This window comes from Pseudoalteromonas sp. SG44-5, from assembly GCF_014164175.1.
GTDB lineage: Bacteria > Pseudomonadota > Gammaproteobacteria > Enterobacterales > Alteromonadaceae > Pseudoalteromonas > Pseudoalteromonas nigrifaciens.
The window spans coordinates 1-17,896 of sequence record NZ_JACJES010000033.1 but is presented as its reverse complement, the minus strand read 5'-3'; the positions used below and the strand labels follow the sequence as shown (position 1 = coordinate 17,896).

At 40.8% G+C, this 17,896-nt stretch carries 17 protein-coding genes; 14 read left to right on the top strand and 3 right to left on the bottom strand.

Going from position 1 to position 17,896, the window contains the following annotated elements:
* Nucleotides 1-322: 322 nt before the first annotated feature.
* From flgN to flgA, 3 genes are all read right to left on the bottom strand, one after another.
* Nucleotides 323-754 (bottom strand): flagellar export chaperone FlgN, encoded by a 432-nt coding sequence (gene flgN / locus H5079_RS17340; protein ID WP_011327457.1) that lies wholly within the window; start codon nt 752-754, stop codon nt 323-325.
* Entirely contained in the window at nt 747-1,067 is a 321-nt protein-coding gene (flgM, locus tag H5079_RS17335; protein WP_011327458.1) for a flagellar biosynthesis anti-sigma factor FlgM, read from the bottom strand. The genes flgN and flgM overlap by 8 nt, the downstream gene beginning before the upstream one ends.
* 76 nt (nt 1,068-1,143) lie before the next feature.
* Nucleotides 1,144-1,851 (bottom strand): flagellar basal body P-ring formation chaperone FlgA, encoded by a 708-nt coding sequence (gene flgA / locus H5079_RS17330; protein ID WP_182684557.1) that lies wholly within the window; start codon nt 1,849-1,851, stop codon nt 1,144-1,146.
* Between the two features lie 138 nt (nt 1,852-1,989).
* Between flgA and H5079_RS17325 the strand changes: the two genes are divergently transcribed.
* From H5079_RS17325 to H5079_RS17260, 14 genes are all read left to right on the top strand, one after another.
* The gene (locus H5079_RS17325) at nt 1,990-2,925 is read left to right on the top strand and encodes a chemotaxis protein CheV (RefSeq protein ID WP_011327460.1); all 936 of its coding nucleotides are present in this window, start codon (nt 1,990-1,992) and stop codon (nt 2,923-2,925) included.
* Nucleotides 2,926-2,945: 20 nt separating this feature from the next.
* Nucleotides 2,946-3,776: a protein-glutamate O-methyltransferase CheR gene (locus H5079_RS17320; RefSeq protein ID WP_011327461.1), complete on the top strand. Its 831-nt coding sequence runs from the start codon at nt 2,946-2,948 to the stop codon at nt 3,774-3,776.
* A gap of 753 nt (nt 3,777-4,529) precedes the next feature.
* Complete coding sequence (flgB, locus tag H5079_RS17315; protein WP_041454356.1) at nt 4,530-4,937, top strand: flagellar basal body rod protein FlgB; 408 nt, start codon at nt 4,530-4,532, stop codon at nt 4,935-4,937.
* Nucleotides 4,938-4,942: 5 nt separating this feature from the next.
* Nucleotides 4,943-5,374 carry a flagellar basal body rod protein FlgC gene (flgC, locus tag H5079_RS17310; RefSeq protein ID WP_011327464.1) on the top strand — a complete coding sequence of 144 codons (432 nt, stop codon included), beginning with the start codon at nt 4,943-4,945 and terminating at the stop codon, nt 5,372-5,374.
* 13 nt (nt 5,375-5,387) lie between these two features.
* Nucleotides 5,388-6,065: a flagellar hook assembly protein FlgD gene (locus H5079_RS17305; RefSeq protein WP_011327465.1), complete on the top strand. Its 678-nt coding sequence runs from the start codon at nt 5,388-5,390 to the stop codon at nt 6,063-6,065.
* A gap of 49 nt (nt 6,066-6,114) precedes the next feature.
* Nucleotides 6,115-7,500: a flagellar hook protein FlgE gene (flgE, locus tag H5079_RS17300; RefSeq protein WP_182684556.1), complete on the top strand. Its 1,386-nt coding sequence runs from the start codon at nt 6,115-6,117 to the stop codon at nt 7,498-7,500.
* Between the two features lie 333 nt (nt 7,501-7,833).
* Nucleotides 7,834-8,577, top strand: a complete 744-nt coding sequence (locus tag H5079_RS17295) for a flagellar basal body rod protein FlgF (RefSeq protein ID WP_011327467.1) — start codon at nt 7,834-7,836, stop codon at nt 8,575-8,577.
* Between the two features lie 21 nt (nt 8,578-8,598).
* Nucleotides 8,599-9,387 (top strand): flagellar basal-body rod protein FlgG, encoded by a 789-nt coding sequence (flgG, locus tag H5079_RS17290; protein ID WP_011327468.1) that lies wholly within the window; start codon nt 8,599-8,601, stop codon nt 9,385-9,387.
* Nucleotides 9,388-9,403: 16 nt separating this feature from the next.
* The gene (gene flgH / locus H5079_RS17285; protein ID WP_182684555.1) at nt 9,404-10,087 is read left to right on the top strand and encodes a flagellar basal body L-ring protein FlgH; all 684 of its coding nucleotides are present in this window, start codon (nt 9,404-9,406) and stop codon (nt 10,085-10,087) included.
* Nucleotides 10,088-10,099: 12 nt separating this feature from the next.
* Nucleotides 10,100-11,194 (top strand): flagellar basal body P-ring protein FlgI, encoded by a 1,095-nt coding sequence (locus H5079_RS17280; protein ID WP_011327470.1) that lies wholly within the window; start codon nt 10,100-10,102, stop codon nt 11,192-11,194.
* Between the two features lie 127 nt (nt 11,195-11,321).
* The gene (flgJ, locus tag H5079_RS17275; RefSeq protein ID WP_182684554.1) at nt 11,322-12,317 is read left to right on the top strand and encodes a flagellar assembly peptidoglycan hydrolase FlgJ; all 996 of its coding nucleotides are present in this window, start codon (nt 11,322-11,324) and stop codon (nt 12,315-12,317) included.
* A gap of 1 nt (nt 12,318) precedes the next feature.
* Nucleotides 12,319-14,331 (top strand): flagellar hook-associated protein FlgK, encoded by a 2,013-nt coding sequence (gene flgK / locus H5079_RS17270; RefSeq protein ID WP_182684553.1) that lies wholly within the window; start codon nt 12,319-12,321, stop codon nt 14,329-14,331.
* A 2-nt stretch (nt 14,332-14,333) separates the two neighbouring features.
* Nucleotides 14,334-15,587, top strand: a complete 1,254-nt coding sequence (gene flgL / locus H5079_RS17265; RefSeq protein ID WP_182684552.1) for a flagellar hook-associated protein FlgL — start codon at nt 14,334-14,336, stop codon at nt 15,585-15,587.
* An 888-nt stretch (nt 15,588-16,475) separates the two neighbouring features.
* Nucleotides 16,476-17,675 carry a flagellin gene (locus H5079_RS17260; RefSeq protein WP_182684551.1) on the top strand — a complete coding sequence of 400 codons (1,200 nt, stop codon included), beginning with the start codon at nt 16,476-16,478 and terminating at the stop codon, nt 17,673-17,675.
* Nucleotides 17,676-17,896 lie beyond the last annotated feature (221 nt).

Below are 17,896 nucleotides of genomic sequence, written 5' to 3'. Positions count from 1 at the left end.
AACTAGGGGCGATTTAATCACGGCGCGAGGTTTGTAACCTAGTGGGCTAAGTAAAAACCGAGCAACAAAGAGTCAATCGCCCCTAGGCAGAACCCTTCGGGCAGCGCATGTTTGGCATTGATGCTGCGTTATCGCCTATTTATGGGGAATAACCACACCACATAGGCTCTGCCTTGCCTTAATACCAAACACACTGCTGCAAATTTAACCTTGAAAGATCAACAGACCCTAGTCCCCCTAAAAACGTTAGTAACTCTAAAAACAAAAAAGCCTTAGCTGATAATCAGTTAAGGCTTTTTTATTATGTAGGACGTTATTTTAATTAAGCTTTTAAATTACGTACCAAGTTATTATCGGTGTTTATTACACTACCAGCTTGGTCGTAGGTCATAGAAGAGGGGGCACCAATTAAAATATCTTTTAATTGTTTAACGCTTAATTGTGCTTGATGCGCTGCGTGGGCATTTACTTCATTTTGCTTTTGGCATTGCTCAAGCTTGCTGCGTATTAGTTTAATTAAATCGGTGATCTCGGTTGTTTGCTCATCGTTATTGGCAATCAACTTGTTGAGCTCTTTATCGAGGTTGCTTAGCGTGGTTAAAAAAGACATTTTTTGTTGGGCAATTTCTTTTAAACCTTCACCACGGCGCGAGGCAATAGATGTTAGCTCGTCATTTAATAAAATATTAAGTGATTCTAAGCAATTGTGTTGCTCATTTAGTTTAATGGTAATTAAACTATTGTGATCAGCCATAAACGTTAAACTCAAATTCAGCTAGGTTTTTTGCAAGTTTTTCGCTGTCTATTTGGTATTTACCCTCAGTGATTGCTTTTTTAAGCTCTGCCACTTTATCGGTATCAAAACCAGGAGACTGCTGCGCTTTATCTTGCAGGGTTTTTAGCTGTTTAGCTTGCGGGGTTAAGCTTACAGAGTCGCTGGCAGCTTTAGGCGCCGAAGACTGTGCAGCTTGCGTATTTGCATTATCTCTTTGTATATCAACTTTTTGCTGCTTAGTGTTAGTTAACACATTTGCTTGTTGATTACCTTTATTAACTTGACCGACCATAATAATAAACCTGTATATTACCCAACTAATGCCAAGTTATCGGCATATACATAAGATACTTTAGTATAAATTTAAATTATATATTAACTTGTACAGACTCTACACCATCTACGCGTGCATTTAAAACTTTACCGGTTTTTTTGTTTTTTACTTTAACTTGCTCGCCAAGGCTACCATCCTCAAGTGCAATACCGGTTGTTTTAACTTTTAAGCCCTTAATATTAGCATTAATATTTACAGCATCGCCTTTGCACACCATGCATATTTGGCTAAGTAAAAGTGGCATTCCGCTGCGTATATTTCGTTTACTTCGGCTGCCTATTAATAATGCTGGGTTATCTAAATATTGTACTCTGATAAAGTGAGTTGAGCGCATTTCAATACTTAAATGCGCCGCAGTTATTACTTCGCCGCGAGCTAAATTCACATTAGCAACTACAACAGGAGCCGTTTCGGTTACTCTTACGTGTACATACTGGGCCCAGTTGTTAGTGTCGTTACATTTTATTTGTAATGTTACTTGGCGATTAAAAGGCGGATCGCTGGGGAGTAATAACTCAGGCTCTGATTCGCAACTGCGATCGGGAGTGCGGGGGTCGAGCGGTAACGCACTAAGCTGTATTTTACTTTCATCAAGGTTGTTAATTTGCGCAGCAACATGAGTTATAGCCATTTGTTGTAATATGTCTTTGCTAAATACTTTAGCCTCTAAAGGCAAAGTTAAACAGAGGCTAGTAAGAACATAAAAAACACTGTATCTTCTGATTTTTTTTAACAAACTCATAATGTTTCGGCTATGCTTATAGGTTAAAACAGGGTATAAATATTTAGCGTCAAAAAGTAGACGCTCCCGTTGTATTATGTGACTTTATAGATTCAAAGCAATTATCGTTCCGTATAGTTTGTTTTTTAGGAGATTTGAATGGCAGGTATTTTAGACTCAGTGAACCAACGAACCCAGTTGGTGGGGCAAAACCGCTTAGAGCTACTACTATTTAAACTCAGAGGGCGTCAGCGTTTTGGGATTAATGTGTTTAAAGTGAGAGAAGTACTGCAATGTCCTCCTCTTACCAATATGCCAAAATCAAATGCTTACATTCGTGGTGTTGCCCATATTCGCGGCCAAACTATTTCGGTTATCGACCTTTCTATGGCTGTGGGTGGGCGTCCAATTGAAAATATTAAAGACAGTTTTATAATTATTGCTGAATATAATCGTACCGTTCAAGGCTTTTTAGTTGGCGGTGTAGAGCGTATTGTAAATATGAACTGGGAAAAAATAATGCCGCCACCGCCAGGTGCAGGCCGGTATTCTTACTTAACTGCTGTAACTGAAATAGAAAACGAATTAGTTGAAATTTTAGATGTAGAAAAAATATTAAACGAAATTTGCCCAGTTAATACCGAAGTAAGTGCCGATGTTGCGGCTACACAAGGTGACATTAAAAAAGATTTAGGCGAGCGAATTGTTTTTATTGCCGATGACTCAGCAGTAGCACGAAACCAAGTTAAGCGAGCATTAGAGCCACTTGGCGTTCAAACTGAGCTTGCCAAAAATGGTAAAGAAGCACTTAAGCGATTAAAAGAAATAGCCGAACATGACTGCGTAAACGATATTACAGAACGTGTAGGGTTACTTATTTCGGATGTAGAAATGCCTGAAATGGATGGCTATACATTAACCGCCGAAATAAAAGCCGATCCTAAATTGGCACCATTACATGTTATTTTACATACCTCGTTAAGTGGCGTGTTTAATCAGGCCATGGTTGAAAAAGTAGGTGCAGATGACTTTATTGCAAAATTTAATCCCGACGAACTCGCAACAGCAGTAAGAAAATGGGTTCATTGTGATTAATAAATATAGGTGTTATTGATTTGAATAGTAAAGATTTACAGCAAAGTGAATACGATCAATTTCGCTTATTTTTAGAACAACAGTGCGGTATTGTATTAGGCGAAAACAAACAATACTTGGTTAAAAGCCGTTTAGCGCCGTTAATGAAGCGATTTAATGTTGAGTCTTTGTCACAGCTAGTAAATAAAACGTTGGGTTTGCATGAGCGCCAATTACGCGCTGCAGTGGTTGATGCAATGACCACCAATGAAACCCTATGGTTTAGAGATCAATATCCGTTTGAGTTATTAAAAACTAAACTGTTTCCAGAATTTAAAGGGCTTAACAGACCATTAAAAATATGGTCTGCGGCAAGCTCTTCTGGTCAAGAACCATATTCAATTGCTATGTCGGTTGCTGAGTTTCAGACAAGTTCTCCTGGGGTTTTACGCATGGGAGCGCAAATAGTGGCTACCGATATATCAAATACTATGCTGGATATGTGTAAACACGCCGAGTATGACGCGTTAGCACTAGCAAGAGGGCTCTCGGCCGAACGCCGCAAAAAGTTTTTTAAAGACAGCGGCAATGGTATGGCTCAGGTTATTGATCCAATAAAAAAGCAGGTTAACTTTAGACACCTTAATTTACTCGACTCATACGCGCTTTTAGGCAAGTTTGATATTATATTTTGCCGCAATGTGTTGATTTACTTTGCACCAGAAGTAAAAGCAAAAATTATTGCTAAATTTTCTCAAGCACTTAATCCTAAAGGTTATTTACTTTTAGGTGCGTCGGAATCGATGAGTGGTTTAAGTAACGATTTTGATATGGTTAGATGTAACCCTGGTATTATTTATCAAAAGAAATAACTGCAAGTGTGGTGAAGTGTGAGCAGTTTGCACATTTTAAGCATTATTTTAAACGACGCATTTAGCGTCGTTTTTCGTTTTAGCGATAAGCAAGTAATTAGCCAAGCTTTGTGTATTACCAAGCACTGCGTATAAGTTATAGCTTCGCACCTCCCCTTATTTAAAGCGCATTGTGCCAATATATTTAAGCAAATATATCCACAAAAAGGCTATGAAGTGCTGCGCTTTAGAGAGGTAAAACCACTAGATTATATGTTTAAGTTACTCCTCATTTCCCCTCATTGTTTTCTCTTTGTGCAAAATAATATTTAAATGCTTTATTCACAAAGAGGCTAAGAGGGCGCTGCGCTTTAGAGAAGTAAACCCACTAGATTATGTGTTTAAATCACTCCTCATTTACCCTCATTGTTTTCACTTTGTGCAAAATAATATTTTAATGCTTTATTCACAAAGAGGCTAAGAGGGCGCTGCGCTTTAGAGAAGAAAAAATAGATAAATTATCTGTTTAAATCACTGCTCATTTACTCCCATTCGCATCCATTGTGCAAATGTGCTTTAGAGTTTTTAACTGCTGGCATTTTTTATAATAACTGTATTGGCTCATATCAATTTACTTATTGCCTTAAAATCTCCCTAAAACCCGCACTTTAAATAGCTATGTTTAATCAGTTTAGTAAATAACTTTAAACAAAAATTAGTTAAATGGCTTATTTCTTGCTTTGTTCAAGCTAAGTCAATTTTTTGGAGATGGTTATGGCTATCAGTTTTGATAAAGCGCTTGGTGTGCACCCGCATGCTATGTTGATCCGTTCGCAAAGAGCCGAAATGCTCGCTACCAATATCGCTAATGCTGATACGCCGGGCTATAAAGCAAAAGATATAGACTTTGCCTCTGCACTAAAAACGGCAAAGTCACACCAACAAGGCGGCAATAGTATGGTTAGAACCAACAGTAAACACATTGCCGGTGGTAGTAAAGAAGTTGGTGGTTCAGAAATGTTTCGTAATGCAAATCAACCAGATACAGGTGATGGCAACTCAGTTGATATACAGGTGGAACGAAACTTGTATGCACAGAATGCTATGGAGTATCAGGCCAGCTTGCAATTTTTAAGCGGCAGATTTAAAGGTCTGAAAAAAGCACTCGGTAGCCAAGGATAATAATTATGAGTTTATATAATGTTTTTGATATTGCTGGTTCTGGTATGAGCGCACAAAATGTGCGTTTAAACACCACCGCAAGTAATATTTCTAATGCGAATACTATTAGTTCTTCTCAGGATAAAACTTACCGAGCGCGACAACCTGTATTTGCTGCTGAGCTTACTAAAGCTTCAGCATCAGCAAGTAATCCACAGGGCTCCGCTGTTGGCGTTAAAGTATTAGGCATTGTTGAGAGCAACAAACCATTACAAATCGAATATAACCCAAACCATCCAAGTGCGGATGAAAATGGCTATATCTATAAACCCAACGTTAATGTTGTTGAGGAGATGGCAAACATGATTTCTGCCTCTCGTTCGTATCAAACAAATGTGCAAGTTGCCGATGCAGCAAAGCAAATGTTAAGTAAAACACTGCTGCTAGGCCAGCGGTAACAGAGGGTAGGTTATGAGTAACGATATTAGTACATCTTCATCCTATTTAGACTCTTTACGGTGGCAAGAAAAACAAGCAGCCAGTAAAGACAAGAGTGATGCGTTAACCCAAGAAGATTTTTTCTCATTACTAACGCAGCAACTGTCGTTTCAAGATCCGAGTAAACCGGCTGATAACGATCAGATGATTGCGCAAATGACTAGCTTTACTATGGCTGAGGGAATTTCAAATTTAAACTCTAACTTTGAAGCTTTAGCTGCATCAATGACATCGAATTCAGCACTGCAAGCATCTACATTAGTAGGCAAGCAGGCGCTTTTAGAGTCCGACACGCTAGATTTAAATGAAGCAGGTGATGCACGAGGCTCAGTTGTTGCCGAAAAGCCAGTTGAAAGCTTAAAGCTTAGAATTGAAGACGAGTCTGGGCAGTTAGTTAGAACTATAGATTTAGGCTCGCAACCAGCAGGTGCAGTGCGTTTTGCATGGGATGGTAAAAATGAAGCAGGTGAGCGCCTACCCCCTGGTGAATATAAAATTAAAGCCGAAGGGAGTACTAATGGTGAGTTTTCGAGCCTGCCAATTGCTACCTTTAAAAATATTGAGAGTGTGAATATTAATGGTGCAAATGGCATCATTATTAACACTAAAGAAGGTGCGGTTAGGCTGACTGATGTTGCAGAAATCGCGTAAAAGATTCATTAGCCAGCGGGCTAAAAATTAAATAGTTTAGAGGTCAATTATGAGCTTCAATATTGCATTATCCGGCCTTGCTGCCGCACAAAAAGATTTAAACGTTACGGCAAATAATATAGCCAACGTAAATACTACGGGTTTTAAAGAGTCGCGCGCAGAATTTGCTGACGTGTATGCATCGTCGGTATTTAGTTCGGGTAAAACAAAAAATGGTGACGGCGTGCAAACGACTATGGTTGCACAACAATTTCATCAAGGATCATTACAGTTTACCAATAACTCGTTAGATTTAGCGATTACCGGTGAAGGTTACTTTGCAACTAGCCAAGACCTAGGCGCGCAAGATTTTACCTACACACGTGCCGGCGCATTTAAGTTAAACAAAGACAACTTTGTGGTAGATGCAAATGGCAGCTTTTTACAAGGTTTTCCGGTTGACCCTTCAACAGGCGATACTACATCAGTGAGTTTAAGCACTTCATCGGCTTTACAAATACCTGACTCGTCAGGATCACCGCGTGCTACTTCAAGCGTGTATAGCTCATTTAATTTAGATTCACGATCAATTGCACCTACAATTGCGTTTAACCCTTCAGAAAGTGCAACTTATAATTCATCAACCTCAACAACCGTATATGACTCACTCGGTGAGCCACATGTATTGCAGCTGTTTTTTGTAAAAAAAGAAGCCGAAGAATCTACGGATCCTGATGAAGACGCTAATAAGTGGGAAGTTCATGCAACACTAGACGGTAAATCATTTGGTAAAGATGGTGTTAAACAAGATGGTTCTGAAGACTTACCCTATACAGCTCTTAGTACACTTCAGTTTAGTGCTAATGGCTTACCATTGAAAACAGATGGTGAAGATAATCTAAGTAATACGTTTAATCCTATAGGAATAGAGTCTGGGGATGATGTTGCTGGTGGTCTTTCGGATTTATTAGGTAATGGCGCTACTTTCCCATCCGACATAGCTATAAATTGGCGCGATCAGACCGGTACAGCTAATAAAGTACCTACTCAATACGCGAGTCGCTTTGAAGTAAAAGCACTTGAGCAAGACGGTGCAACGGTTGGCCGTTTAGCGGGTATTGATATTGGCGCCGACGGTAAAGTTGTGGCTTCGTACAGTAATGGCGACTCAACATTTTTAGGCCAAGTGGCTATGGTGCGTTTTTCAAACTCGCAAGGTTTACAACAAGTGGGCAGCACAGGTTGGAAAGCGAGTATAGCGTCAGGCGAGCCTATTGCTGGTGAACCAGGTTCTGGCACCTTAGGTAATATCAACTCATCAGCGCTTGAGCAGTCAAACGTAAACTTAACTAACGAACTAGTTGATTTAATTAGCGCACAGCGTAATTTCCAAGCAAACTCGCGAGCGCTGGAAGTTAACTCAACAATTCAGCAAAGTATTCTACAAATTAGATAAAGCACAATTTATTAATTTGAATATTCAAGGCTGCTTAATTGCAGCCTTTTTTGTTTATAAGATCAGGTTTGAGGCGTCAGGTATCAGGTTTTAGGCAGAAATTTAAAGAGCAGGTTTGAGGCATCAGGTATCAGGTTTTAGGTAGAAATTTAAAGAGCAGGTTTGAGGCGTCAGGTATCAACCTAGAACCTAGCCCCTAGAACCTCATCCCTATAATTTCTGCAGCTACCGGCGGTATACCACATTGCTTGGCGGTGCAGTTTTACTGCTGTATTTAACAATGGCGCATATATTGCATTTGTTCTTACAGAGATTTTTAAGTGAGTCGATGTTATGGATAAAATGGTCTACATTGCCGCGTCTGGCGCTAAGCAAAGCTTAATGGGGCTTGCCCTTAAAGCCAATAATTTGGCGAACGCAAATACCACAGGTTTTAAAGCCGACTTTGCCCAAGCTCGATCTATGCAAGCGTTTGGTGAAGGTTTGCCATCGCGGGTGTTTTCTATGGAAGAGCGCCCAGGTTCAAACATGACATCGGGTGGCATACAGCAAACCGGTCGCGAGCTCGACATTGCCATGAGCGATAATGCCTGGCTGAGTGTACAAGACGCCTCCGGCAACGAAGCTTATACAAAAGTAGGTACGCTTAACATTACCGCCGAAGGCATGTTAGTCACCAGCGGTGGTCGTCAAGTAATTGGCGAAGGCGGCCCTATTATTTTGCCAGTCCCGATTGAAAAAATAGAATTTAGTAAAGACGGTGCCATACAAGTACGCCCACAAGGCGCGCCGGCTAACTTTTTAGAAGAGGTTGATCGTTTAAAAGTGGTTGAGGCAAATAACTCAACACTTGAAAAAGGTAACGATGGTTTATTTAGACCAAAACCAAATCAAACGGTTGAAACCTCAGCTAACGTACAAGTGATAAGCGGCGCATTAGAAATGTCGAACGTTAATCCGGTACACGAAATGGTCGATATGATCAGCCATCAACGCCAATTTGAATTACAAGTAAAGCTAATGAAAACAGCAGAAGAAATAGATCAATCGCAAGATCAGCTGTTGCGCATAGTTTAACTTTAAAATGAGGACACGATTATGAATCCAGCATTGTGGATCAGTAAAACAGGGCTTGACGCCCAACAAACCGACATTTCGGTTATTTCAAATAACTTAGCCAACGCCAGTACAGTTGGTTATAAAAAAAGCCGCGCCGTTTTTGAAGATTTACTATACCAAAACATTAATCAACCAGGCGGTCGCTCATCGCAAGATACCGAAATGCCATCAGGTTTAATGCTAGGTGCTGGTGCCAAAGTGGTAGCTAACCAAAAAAACTTTTCGCAAGGTAATATGCTAACTACTGAAAACTCACTAGATTGGATGATTTCTGGTTCAGGCTTTTTTGAAGTACTACAGCCAGATGGCAATATTGCTTATTCGCGCAACGGGCAATTTACTACCGATGGTGACGGACGAGTTGTAACCTCGGGTGCCGGTTATGTGGTTCAACCAGAAATGAACGTACCCGATGACGCGCAATCAATCACCGTATCACAAGACGGCGAAGTGTCTGTACGTGTTGCAGGGCAGGCCGATAACGTGGTTATTGGGCAAATTACCATTAGTGACTTTATTAATCCGTCGGGCCTTGAGCCTATAGGGCAAAACCTTTACACCGAAACTGCGGTAAGTGGCGCGCCGGTGCAGGGTAACCCTGGGGTTGATGGGCTAGGCACTATTATTCAAGGTTCACTAGAAACGTCAAACGTAAACGTAACCGAAGAGTTGGTAAACCTAATAGAAACCCAGCGTGTTTACGAAATGAACTCAAAAGTAATTTCGGCAGTTGATGAAATGATGAGCTACATCAATCAGCAATTATAATATTTTAGAGGTTATTATGCGCAATATTATATTATTTGCAGCGGGTACTTTATTGTTAAGTGGCTGTGTGTCTACACAAAATAGTGATGTAGTACAAGACGACCCTTACTACGCACCCATGTACCCAGAACCCAATGTTGAACCGGCAATTGCTAATGGCTCACTGTTTAATACGTATTTATCGAACGACTTATACGCTGATAAAAAAGCACTGCGTACCGGCGATATAATTACGGTTAAATTGCAAGAATCTACGCAAGCCTCTAAAGCGGCAAAAACAGAAACTGATAAACAGTCAGACGCAAAACTCGACCCCGTTATTGGTTTAGGCGGATTACCGGTAAATATTGGCGGCGACAGCATTCAATTTGGTATTGGCAGCGACGCGTCATTTAAAGGCGACTCAAAATCAAATCAGTCAAATAGTTTAGCCGGTGATATATCGGTAAACGTAATGCGTGTTTTACCTAATGGTAACTTAGTTATTCGCGGCGAAAAATGGCTAACGTTAAACTCAGGCGAAGAATTTATTCGTTTAGAGGGATTAGTAAGGCCAGAAGATGTAACTGCAGACAATACCGTACAGTCAAATAGAATTGCTAATGCACGAATTCAATATTCGGGCAAAGGGCAAACTCAAGAAGCACAAAGTGCCGGTTGGCTAACACGCTTTTTTAGTAGCTCACTTTTTCCTTTTTAGAGGACATTCATTATGAATGTATTTAAAGTTTTTTGTTTAATGGTGTTACTTGGCTGGCAACTTCCTGCCATGGCCGAGCGCATTAAAGATGTGTCTATGGTTGAGGGCGTACGCTCAAACCAATTAGTAGGCTATGGCCTAGTTGTTGGCTTACCTGGTACGGGCGAGCAAAGCCGATTTACCGAGCAAAGCTTTAAAGGCATGTTAAACAGCTTTGGAATTACGCTACCGGCAAGCTTAAAACCAAAAATTAAAAACGTGGCTGCGGTTGCAGTGCATGCAGAGCTACCGCCTTTTAGAAAGCCCGGGCAAACTATTGATATTACCGTATCATCTATTGGTAGTGCAGGTAGTTTACGTGGTGGTACTTTATTGCAAACCTTTTTAAAGGGGGTCGACGGCAACGTATACGCTATTGGCCAAGGTAGTTTAATTGTAGGTGGTTTAGGCGCAGAAGGGCTTGATGGCAGTAAAGTCGTTATAAACACGCCAACAGTGGGGCGTATTCCAAATGGCGCAACCGTTGAGCGCGCAGTTAAAAGCCCATTTATGCAAAACGACTATATTACTTTTAACTTAAATCGCCCAGACTTTACTACCGCTAAGCGATTAGAAAAAACCATAAACGATTTAGTTGGCCCAAATAGCGCCCAAGCACTCGATGCAGCGTCTATTAGAGTGATTGCCCCAAGAGACGCCTCGCAGCGCGTGTCTTACTTATCAACGCTCGAAAACCTAGAATTTACCCCAGCAGATACAGCGGCAAAAATTATTGTTAATTCGCGTACTGGTACTATTGTTATTGGTAAAAATGTAAAGTTGCAACCAGCTGCTATTACTCACGGTGGCTTAACAGTAACGATTGCAGAGCAGCTAAACGTATCGCAGCCTAATGCTTTTAGCGATGGCGATACCGTTGTTACCCAGCAAAGTATTATAGATATAAAACAAGACGACTCACGGGCATTTGTATTTAACCCCGGAGTGAGCCTAGATGACCTAGTACGCGCTATAAACGAAGTAGGCGCCGCGCCTGGCGATTTAATGGCAATACTAGAAGCCCTAAAAGAAGCTGGCGCAATAAACGGCCAGCTAGTTGTAATTTAAAACAACGTAATGCTATCGGTGGTCAGTTTTAAAAGCTGGTAACCGATGGCATTTTGCTTAACACCTTCCCCTCTGGCTCAATTTTTGCATTGCTTTATACATTATTCATTATTGTGTCAAAAAGCTGATGGAAACAAATCATCTCGATAAGCAAAACTTTTTTGATTTAGGTAACTTAAACGCTTTGCGTAAAGATGCCCTAAACAGTGGCGACGCGTCTAGTGATGCCTCAAAAGCGGCTCTCAAAAAAGCAGCGGCACAATTTGAAGCCATATTTACGCAAATGCTGCTTAAAAGCATGCGCAAAGCCAGCGAAGCCTTCGAAGACAAAGAAAGCCCATTAAATTCAAGTAGCGTAAAGTTTTTTGAAGAAATGCACGATCAGCAACTTTCATCAGAGCTCTCGTCTAATGGCTCATTAGGGCTTGCCGACTTAATAGTGCAGCAACTTTCTCCTACGGCAAAAAATTACACCCCAGCTTCAGTACTCAGAACCAGTAACGATCTTTTAAGCGATCAGCGTGCTGGCATAGAGTTGCCGCAGCAACAGCGTAAAAAAGCCGTAACTGAGCCTGTAGATAAAAGCGCTATGAACACCGAAAAGCCAGAAGTAGCTAAGCCAAACTTTGAAACGGCCGAAGAATTTGTAAGTTCGGTATGGGAGCATGCTAAAACAGCGGCTAAAAAAATTGGTTTAAACCCAGCCGTTATGGTGGCTCAAGCAGCGCTTGAAACCGGTTGGGGTAAGCATATTATTAATAAAAGCGACGGTAACAGCTCAAATAACTTATTTAATATTAAGTCAGATAAAAGCTGGCAGGGCGAAAAAGCTAACAAAGTAACCTTAGAGTTTGAACAAGGCGCTGCAGTTAAAAAACAAGCCAGTTTTAGGGCTTACGACTCAATAAAAGACAGCGTAAACGACTTTGTTGATTTTTTAACTCAAAATCCACGCTATCAACAAGCATTACAAAATACCGCCAAACCGGCAGTGTTTTTAGACTCATTACAACAAGCCGGTTATGCAACAGACCCAAATTATGCGGATAAAATAAAGCGCGTACTTAACAGTAGCGAGCTTAAAAATATTGCAACAAACGTGATCCGCCAAGGAGTAAAGTAACATGTCGTTTAATTTATTAAACATTGCTAATTCAGGAATAAGAGCAAACACTGATCTGTTGCAAACAACCAGTAAAAATATTACTAATGTAAATACCGATGGCTATGTGCGCGAGCGTACAGAGCATGGCACCATGATCGGCAATCAAGTTGGCAAAGGTAATACTTACAGATTGCTTAATGAATTTGCACAAAAACAATTAAACCGAGACACCTCAAATAAAACGTTTTTTGATCAGTTTGTAAGTGAAGCAAACCGGGTCGATACGTTATTTTCGCAAGAAGCGAATAGCTTATCGACCGGTATTAATTCGCTATTTAATAACGTGCAAGAAGCGCTTAATCAGCCATCGTCAACGGTTGCACGTTCGTTAGTAATGACTAACGCCGACAGCTTAATAAGCCAAATGGATAGGTTGTCGGGAATAGTGCTGGATCAAAAAAATGTTGTAAATGAGCAGCTCGAAATATTCTCCGATGAAGCCAACACCTTAATTCAAAAAATAGGATCGTTAAACCAACAAATTGCTGGTGTTAATGGTACTAACAACGCATCTGCTGCAAGCGGCACATATAACGAGCGCGATAAAGCGATTCGCGATTTATCAGAGTTAATCGACATTGAAACGCTTGACGGCCCTAATGGTGAAAAGCTCGTTTTTATGGGCAGCGGTGAAGCGGTTGTAATGCAAAACGGCTCGTTTAACTTGTTTTCGATGCGCGGCGACCCCGATCCAAATTTTAAAGAACTGCGCTTAGATGTAAATGGCGGCAAAGCTGTGCCGCTTGAAGTTGATGCCAGTAAATTAAAAGGCAAAATAGGTGGTTTACTTGCCTTCAGAGACGATATTTTAGTACCTGCACAAAATCAAATAGGCCAAATGGGTTTAGCGTTGGCTGATGCATTTAATCAGCAAAATCAATTGGGAATGGATGCTAACGGTAAATTGGGTGGCGATATATTCAATATACCTACGGCAAAAGGGTTTGCCTATCAAGCTAATACCGGCGGTGCGGGTGTTAGTGCAACAGTAGAGCCCGGCAAAGGCAGTAATTTACCTGCCAGTGATTTTATTGTGACTTATACCGCAAATCCAAACGAAGTGAGTATTCAGCCAGTAGATAATAAAGGCGAGCCATTAGGCGCCGCTACAACAGCAACATTTGTAGGCGGTGAAATTAACTCGGCAAATAACCCTGGTGTTGATTTATTTGGCTTGCAGTTAACTATGGCTGGTGCTGGTAATGAAGGCGATAAATTTCAAATTAAGCTCAATTCAGAAGCCGCAGCAAATATATCGCTAACAACTGGGCGCGGTGAAGACCTAGCGTTAGCATCGCCAATACGCACCGCCGATGGGGTTAATAATACCGGTAGCGGCGCTATTTCTGCTGGCAGTGTGAGTAGTGTTACCGCTGGTGGTTTTACAACTACGACTCCTCCTGCACTCGCTAATGGAGATATAACCATTGTTAAAGCAGCGGGTACAAATGATTACTTAATTAGCGATGGAAACGGTGCCAATGTGCCAATTACTATTGCACCACCAGGTAAAAATGTTTTGGCTGGCCTTGGTGCTCCTTATGACGGTTATGGCTTTGATTTTGATATTGAAGGCTCGCCAGCAACAGGCGATAGCTTTACGTTAGAGTTTAACGAGGGAGGCTTTGATGATAACCGCAATGGTTTAAAGCTAGCTGATTTACAAAATGGCGGCCTAGTGCGTCAAAATGTAGTGACGAGTGCCACCGCCGATAACCATAAAACGTTTAACCAAGCGTATGCCGGATTAGTAACCGACATTGGCGTGGTAACAGGCCAAGCTAAAACAAACGGCGCAGCATTCGACGCACTCGCACAGCAGTCAGAGGCTTGGTACGAGTCGTTATCTGGGGTAAACCTTGACGAAGAAGCGGCCAATTTACTGCGCTTTCAACAATCTTATGCGGCTTCAGCTCAGGTGCTTTCTGCTGCACGTTCTATTTTTGACACTTTACTTAGTGCCACGAGGTAATTATGCGTTTATCAAATAACTTAATGTATCAAAACAGCATTAATAAAATATTACAAAATCAAAATGGCGTAGCAAACGCACAAGAGCGAGTAAATACTAAGCAAAAGTATTTATCTACCTCAGAAGCGCCTGCCGACATATCGCAAGCTATGCTGTATACCAATAAAATACAAAGCAATGAGCAATATACAAAAAATATTAACCAGCTCAATGGCCGACTCAAAACCGAAGAAAGCGTACTGCAAGGTATTAACGAAAGTATTCAAGCGGCTAAAGATATTGCCTTAAAAGCAGGTAATGGCGCATACAGTAAAGACGACTTAAAGTCGTTAGCGTCGGAGCTAACCGAAATACAAAAAACGTTAGCTAATTTAATGAACACCCGCTCGGAAGACGGTAAATACATATTTTCAGGCTACCAAGACAGCACGCAACCGTATCAGTTTGATGCCGCTAGCGGAAAATATAATTACCAAGGCGATCAAGGTCAGCATAAAATTACTATTGCCGAAGGTGTGTCGATTAAATCTAGCGACAACGGCTACGACACCTTTGAAAAAACTAATGCACGCCTCGATGTATCATTTAATGCCGGAGATGATACAAGTACGCTTACGGGTTCTGTTTATGTAGATAAACAAGGTGTTTTCGATCAGTTTCATAAAACCAGCTATAACGCCGACCCTACTGCTGCAGCCACAGCAAATACTTTTAATGTAATGGTTACTGCTGGTGCTAACCCAGGCGATCCGGATCAGTATGAAATTTTACGAGATGGAGTAGCGCAAACACCACCTGTTAGCGGGAATGTAACCGACGAGCCAATAGAGTTTGCCGGAATGAAAATTCAGCTAACCGGAGCTGCACCTGGGCAGCAGCTCGATTTTAGTCTTGAAAAACCACATAAAGAAAACGTACTTAATACATTGCAAGCACTTATTACCGGCCTTAACGATGGCACACTTGAAGGTGATGACTTTCAGCAAGTACTTAACGATGGCGTAACGCAGCTGCAAAATGCCAGCGAGCAAGTTGTGTTTACCCAAGCCAGTTTAGGCGGGCGCATGAATGTACTAGAAAGAGTAACCGACTCTAACTCTGCGCTAGACATTCAAAACCAAAGTAATCGTTCAAGCCTGCTTGAAGTAGATATGGCTGCTGCAATTAGCGAACTCACTCAGCAAGAAACCGCACTCCAAGCGTCGCAAGCTACTTTCGGCCGCTTAGCCAAACTCTCGTTATTTGATTATATTTAAAGATAAAGAGCAGGTTTGAGGTGTCAGGTATCAGGTTTTAGGCAAAAACTAGCCAAGCACGGTGTGAAAGAGCAGGTTTGAGGTGTCAGGTATCAGGTTTTAGGTAGAAATTAACCAAGAACGGTGTGAAAGAGCAGGTTTTAGGTGTCAGGTATCAGGTTTTAGGTAGAAATTAGCCAAGCACGGTGTGAAAGAGCAGGTTTTAGGCAAAAACAAGCCAAGCTAGGCGTTTTTGTTGATGGAAGCGCGGTTTTATACCGCGCTTTTTGGTTTTCGACTATCTGAAATTTACTGTTCTTTGTGCAAATGGGTTTAGTAAATTTATTTACAAAGAGGTTATGAGGGCGCTACGCTTTAGAGAAGAAAAAACACATAAATTATGTTTAAGTTACTGCTCATTTACCCTCATTGTTTTCTCTTTGTGCAAAATAATATTTAAATGCTTTACTCACAAAAAGGCTAAGAGGGCGCTGCGCTTTTAGAGAAGAAAAACATATAAATTACCTGTTTAAGTTACTGCTCATTTACCCTCATTGTTTTCTCTTTGTGCAAAATAATATTTAAATGCTTTACTCACAAAAAGGCTAAGAGGGCGCTGCGCTTTAGAGAGCCAAATACACTAAAGTAAAAACATGTTATACCCCGGTAATCGCCCCCGAATATCCCCACTAAACCAAGCGGCAAAAAAATGTCACTATTTATTAACCTTCCATTATAAAACTCACTTCTACTCTAAAATTCAGTTTAATATTTATATTTTACTTTAAAAACAATGCGTTGAATTTGTTAAGTGAGTTGGCACAAAACCTGCTTTATTAACTGCATCTAATAGTGGTTCCTGCAAAAGCATTTTGAACCACATCCTGTTCAACACTCGGAGATGGTAAAATGGCATTAACAGTAAATACTAATGTGTCGTCACTAAACGCACAACGAAACTTAACAAAATCAGGTCAGGGTTTAGCCACTTCAATGGAGCGACTGTCTTCTGGTATGCGTATTAATAGCGCGAAAGATGATGCCGCTGGCCTACAAATATCTAACCGATTAACATCGCAAATAAATGGTTTAGCTGTAGCACAACGAAATGCTAACGATGGTATTTCTATGGCACAAACCGCTGAAGGCGCGATGGGCGAATCGACTAACATATTACAACGTATGCGAGAGCTTGCTTTGCAATCAGCAAATGGTTCAAATTCTGCGGATGATCGCGCAGCACTGCAAAAAGAAGTCTCGGCATTAAAAACAGAGTTAACACGTATTGCAGAAACCACATCGTTTGGTGGTCAAAGTTTATTGAACGGCTCGTTTGGTAGTAAAGGCTTTCAGGTTGGTGCAAACGCAGCGGAAACCATTACTATGTCATTAGGTGATATAAGTGCTGATGCAATAGGTTCTACATCAAGATCTCCTGCACTCGGTACATTTCTTGCTGCTGATGTGACGGCTCTTATTGCTAGGGATGCTACTACTGGAGAAAAAGGGTCTGTAACATTCACACACACTGATACCGATGGTGCATCATCTGCTATTGTTGTTGATTTAAGTAACGTGACTGATTTAGGTTCTTTTTCATCAGCGTTAAACGCATCATTAAATGGTATTGGTGTTACAGCATCAGTAAATGGCACTACTGGCGTAAATTTAGGTGGTAGTGCCTTGGCTGGAGAAACATTAACATCAGTAGCTGCTATTGGTGATGGTACGGCCCATACGATTGGTGGTACAGCAACGTCTATAGATGCTACTCCGGGTAATATAGTAAACACTCTTGCAAAAGATATTGATATAAGTTCAGCTGTTGGCTCAAGTAATGCCTTAGCAATTATTGATAATGCATTGGGTGAAATAAATGGGAGTCGTGCGAGTCTGGGTGCAGTACAAAACCGTTTTTCTCATACAATTAGTAACCTTGCTAATATAGCTGAAAACGTATCTGCATCACGTAGTCGTATACAAGATACTGACTTTGCCATTGAAACGGCGCAAATGACTAAAAATCAAATACTACAGCAAGCCGGTACGTCAATACTCTCTCAAGCAAACCAAATACCACAAGCCGCAATTAGCTTATTAGGCGGTTAATAATTGGTTTAACTAATAACTAGCTATATAAACGCATTTATTAAAGGTGCGTTTTCATTCAATACAGATGCTTTAATAAAATCACTTAAAATTAATCCTAAAGAAATTACTTATCCTGCCGTTAACTTAATTAGTACAGAGCTTGAGCATACAATTGTGATAGCTTTTGGTTAAATTAAAATAGCAACATTACGAAAGTAATCAGGAGTTTTATCATGGCT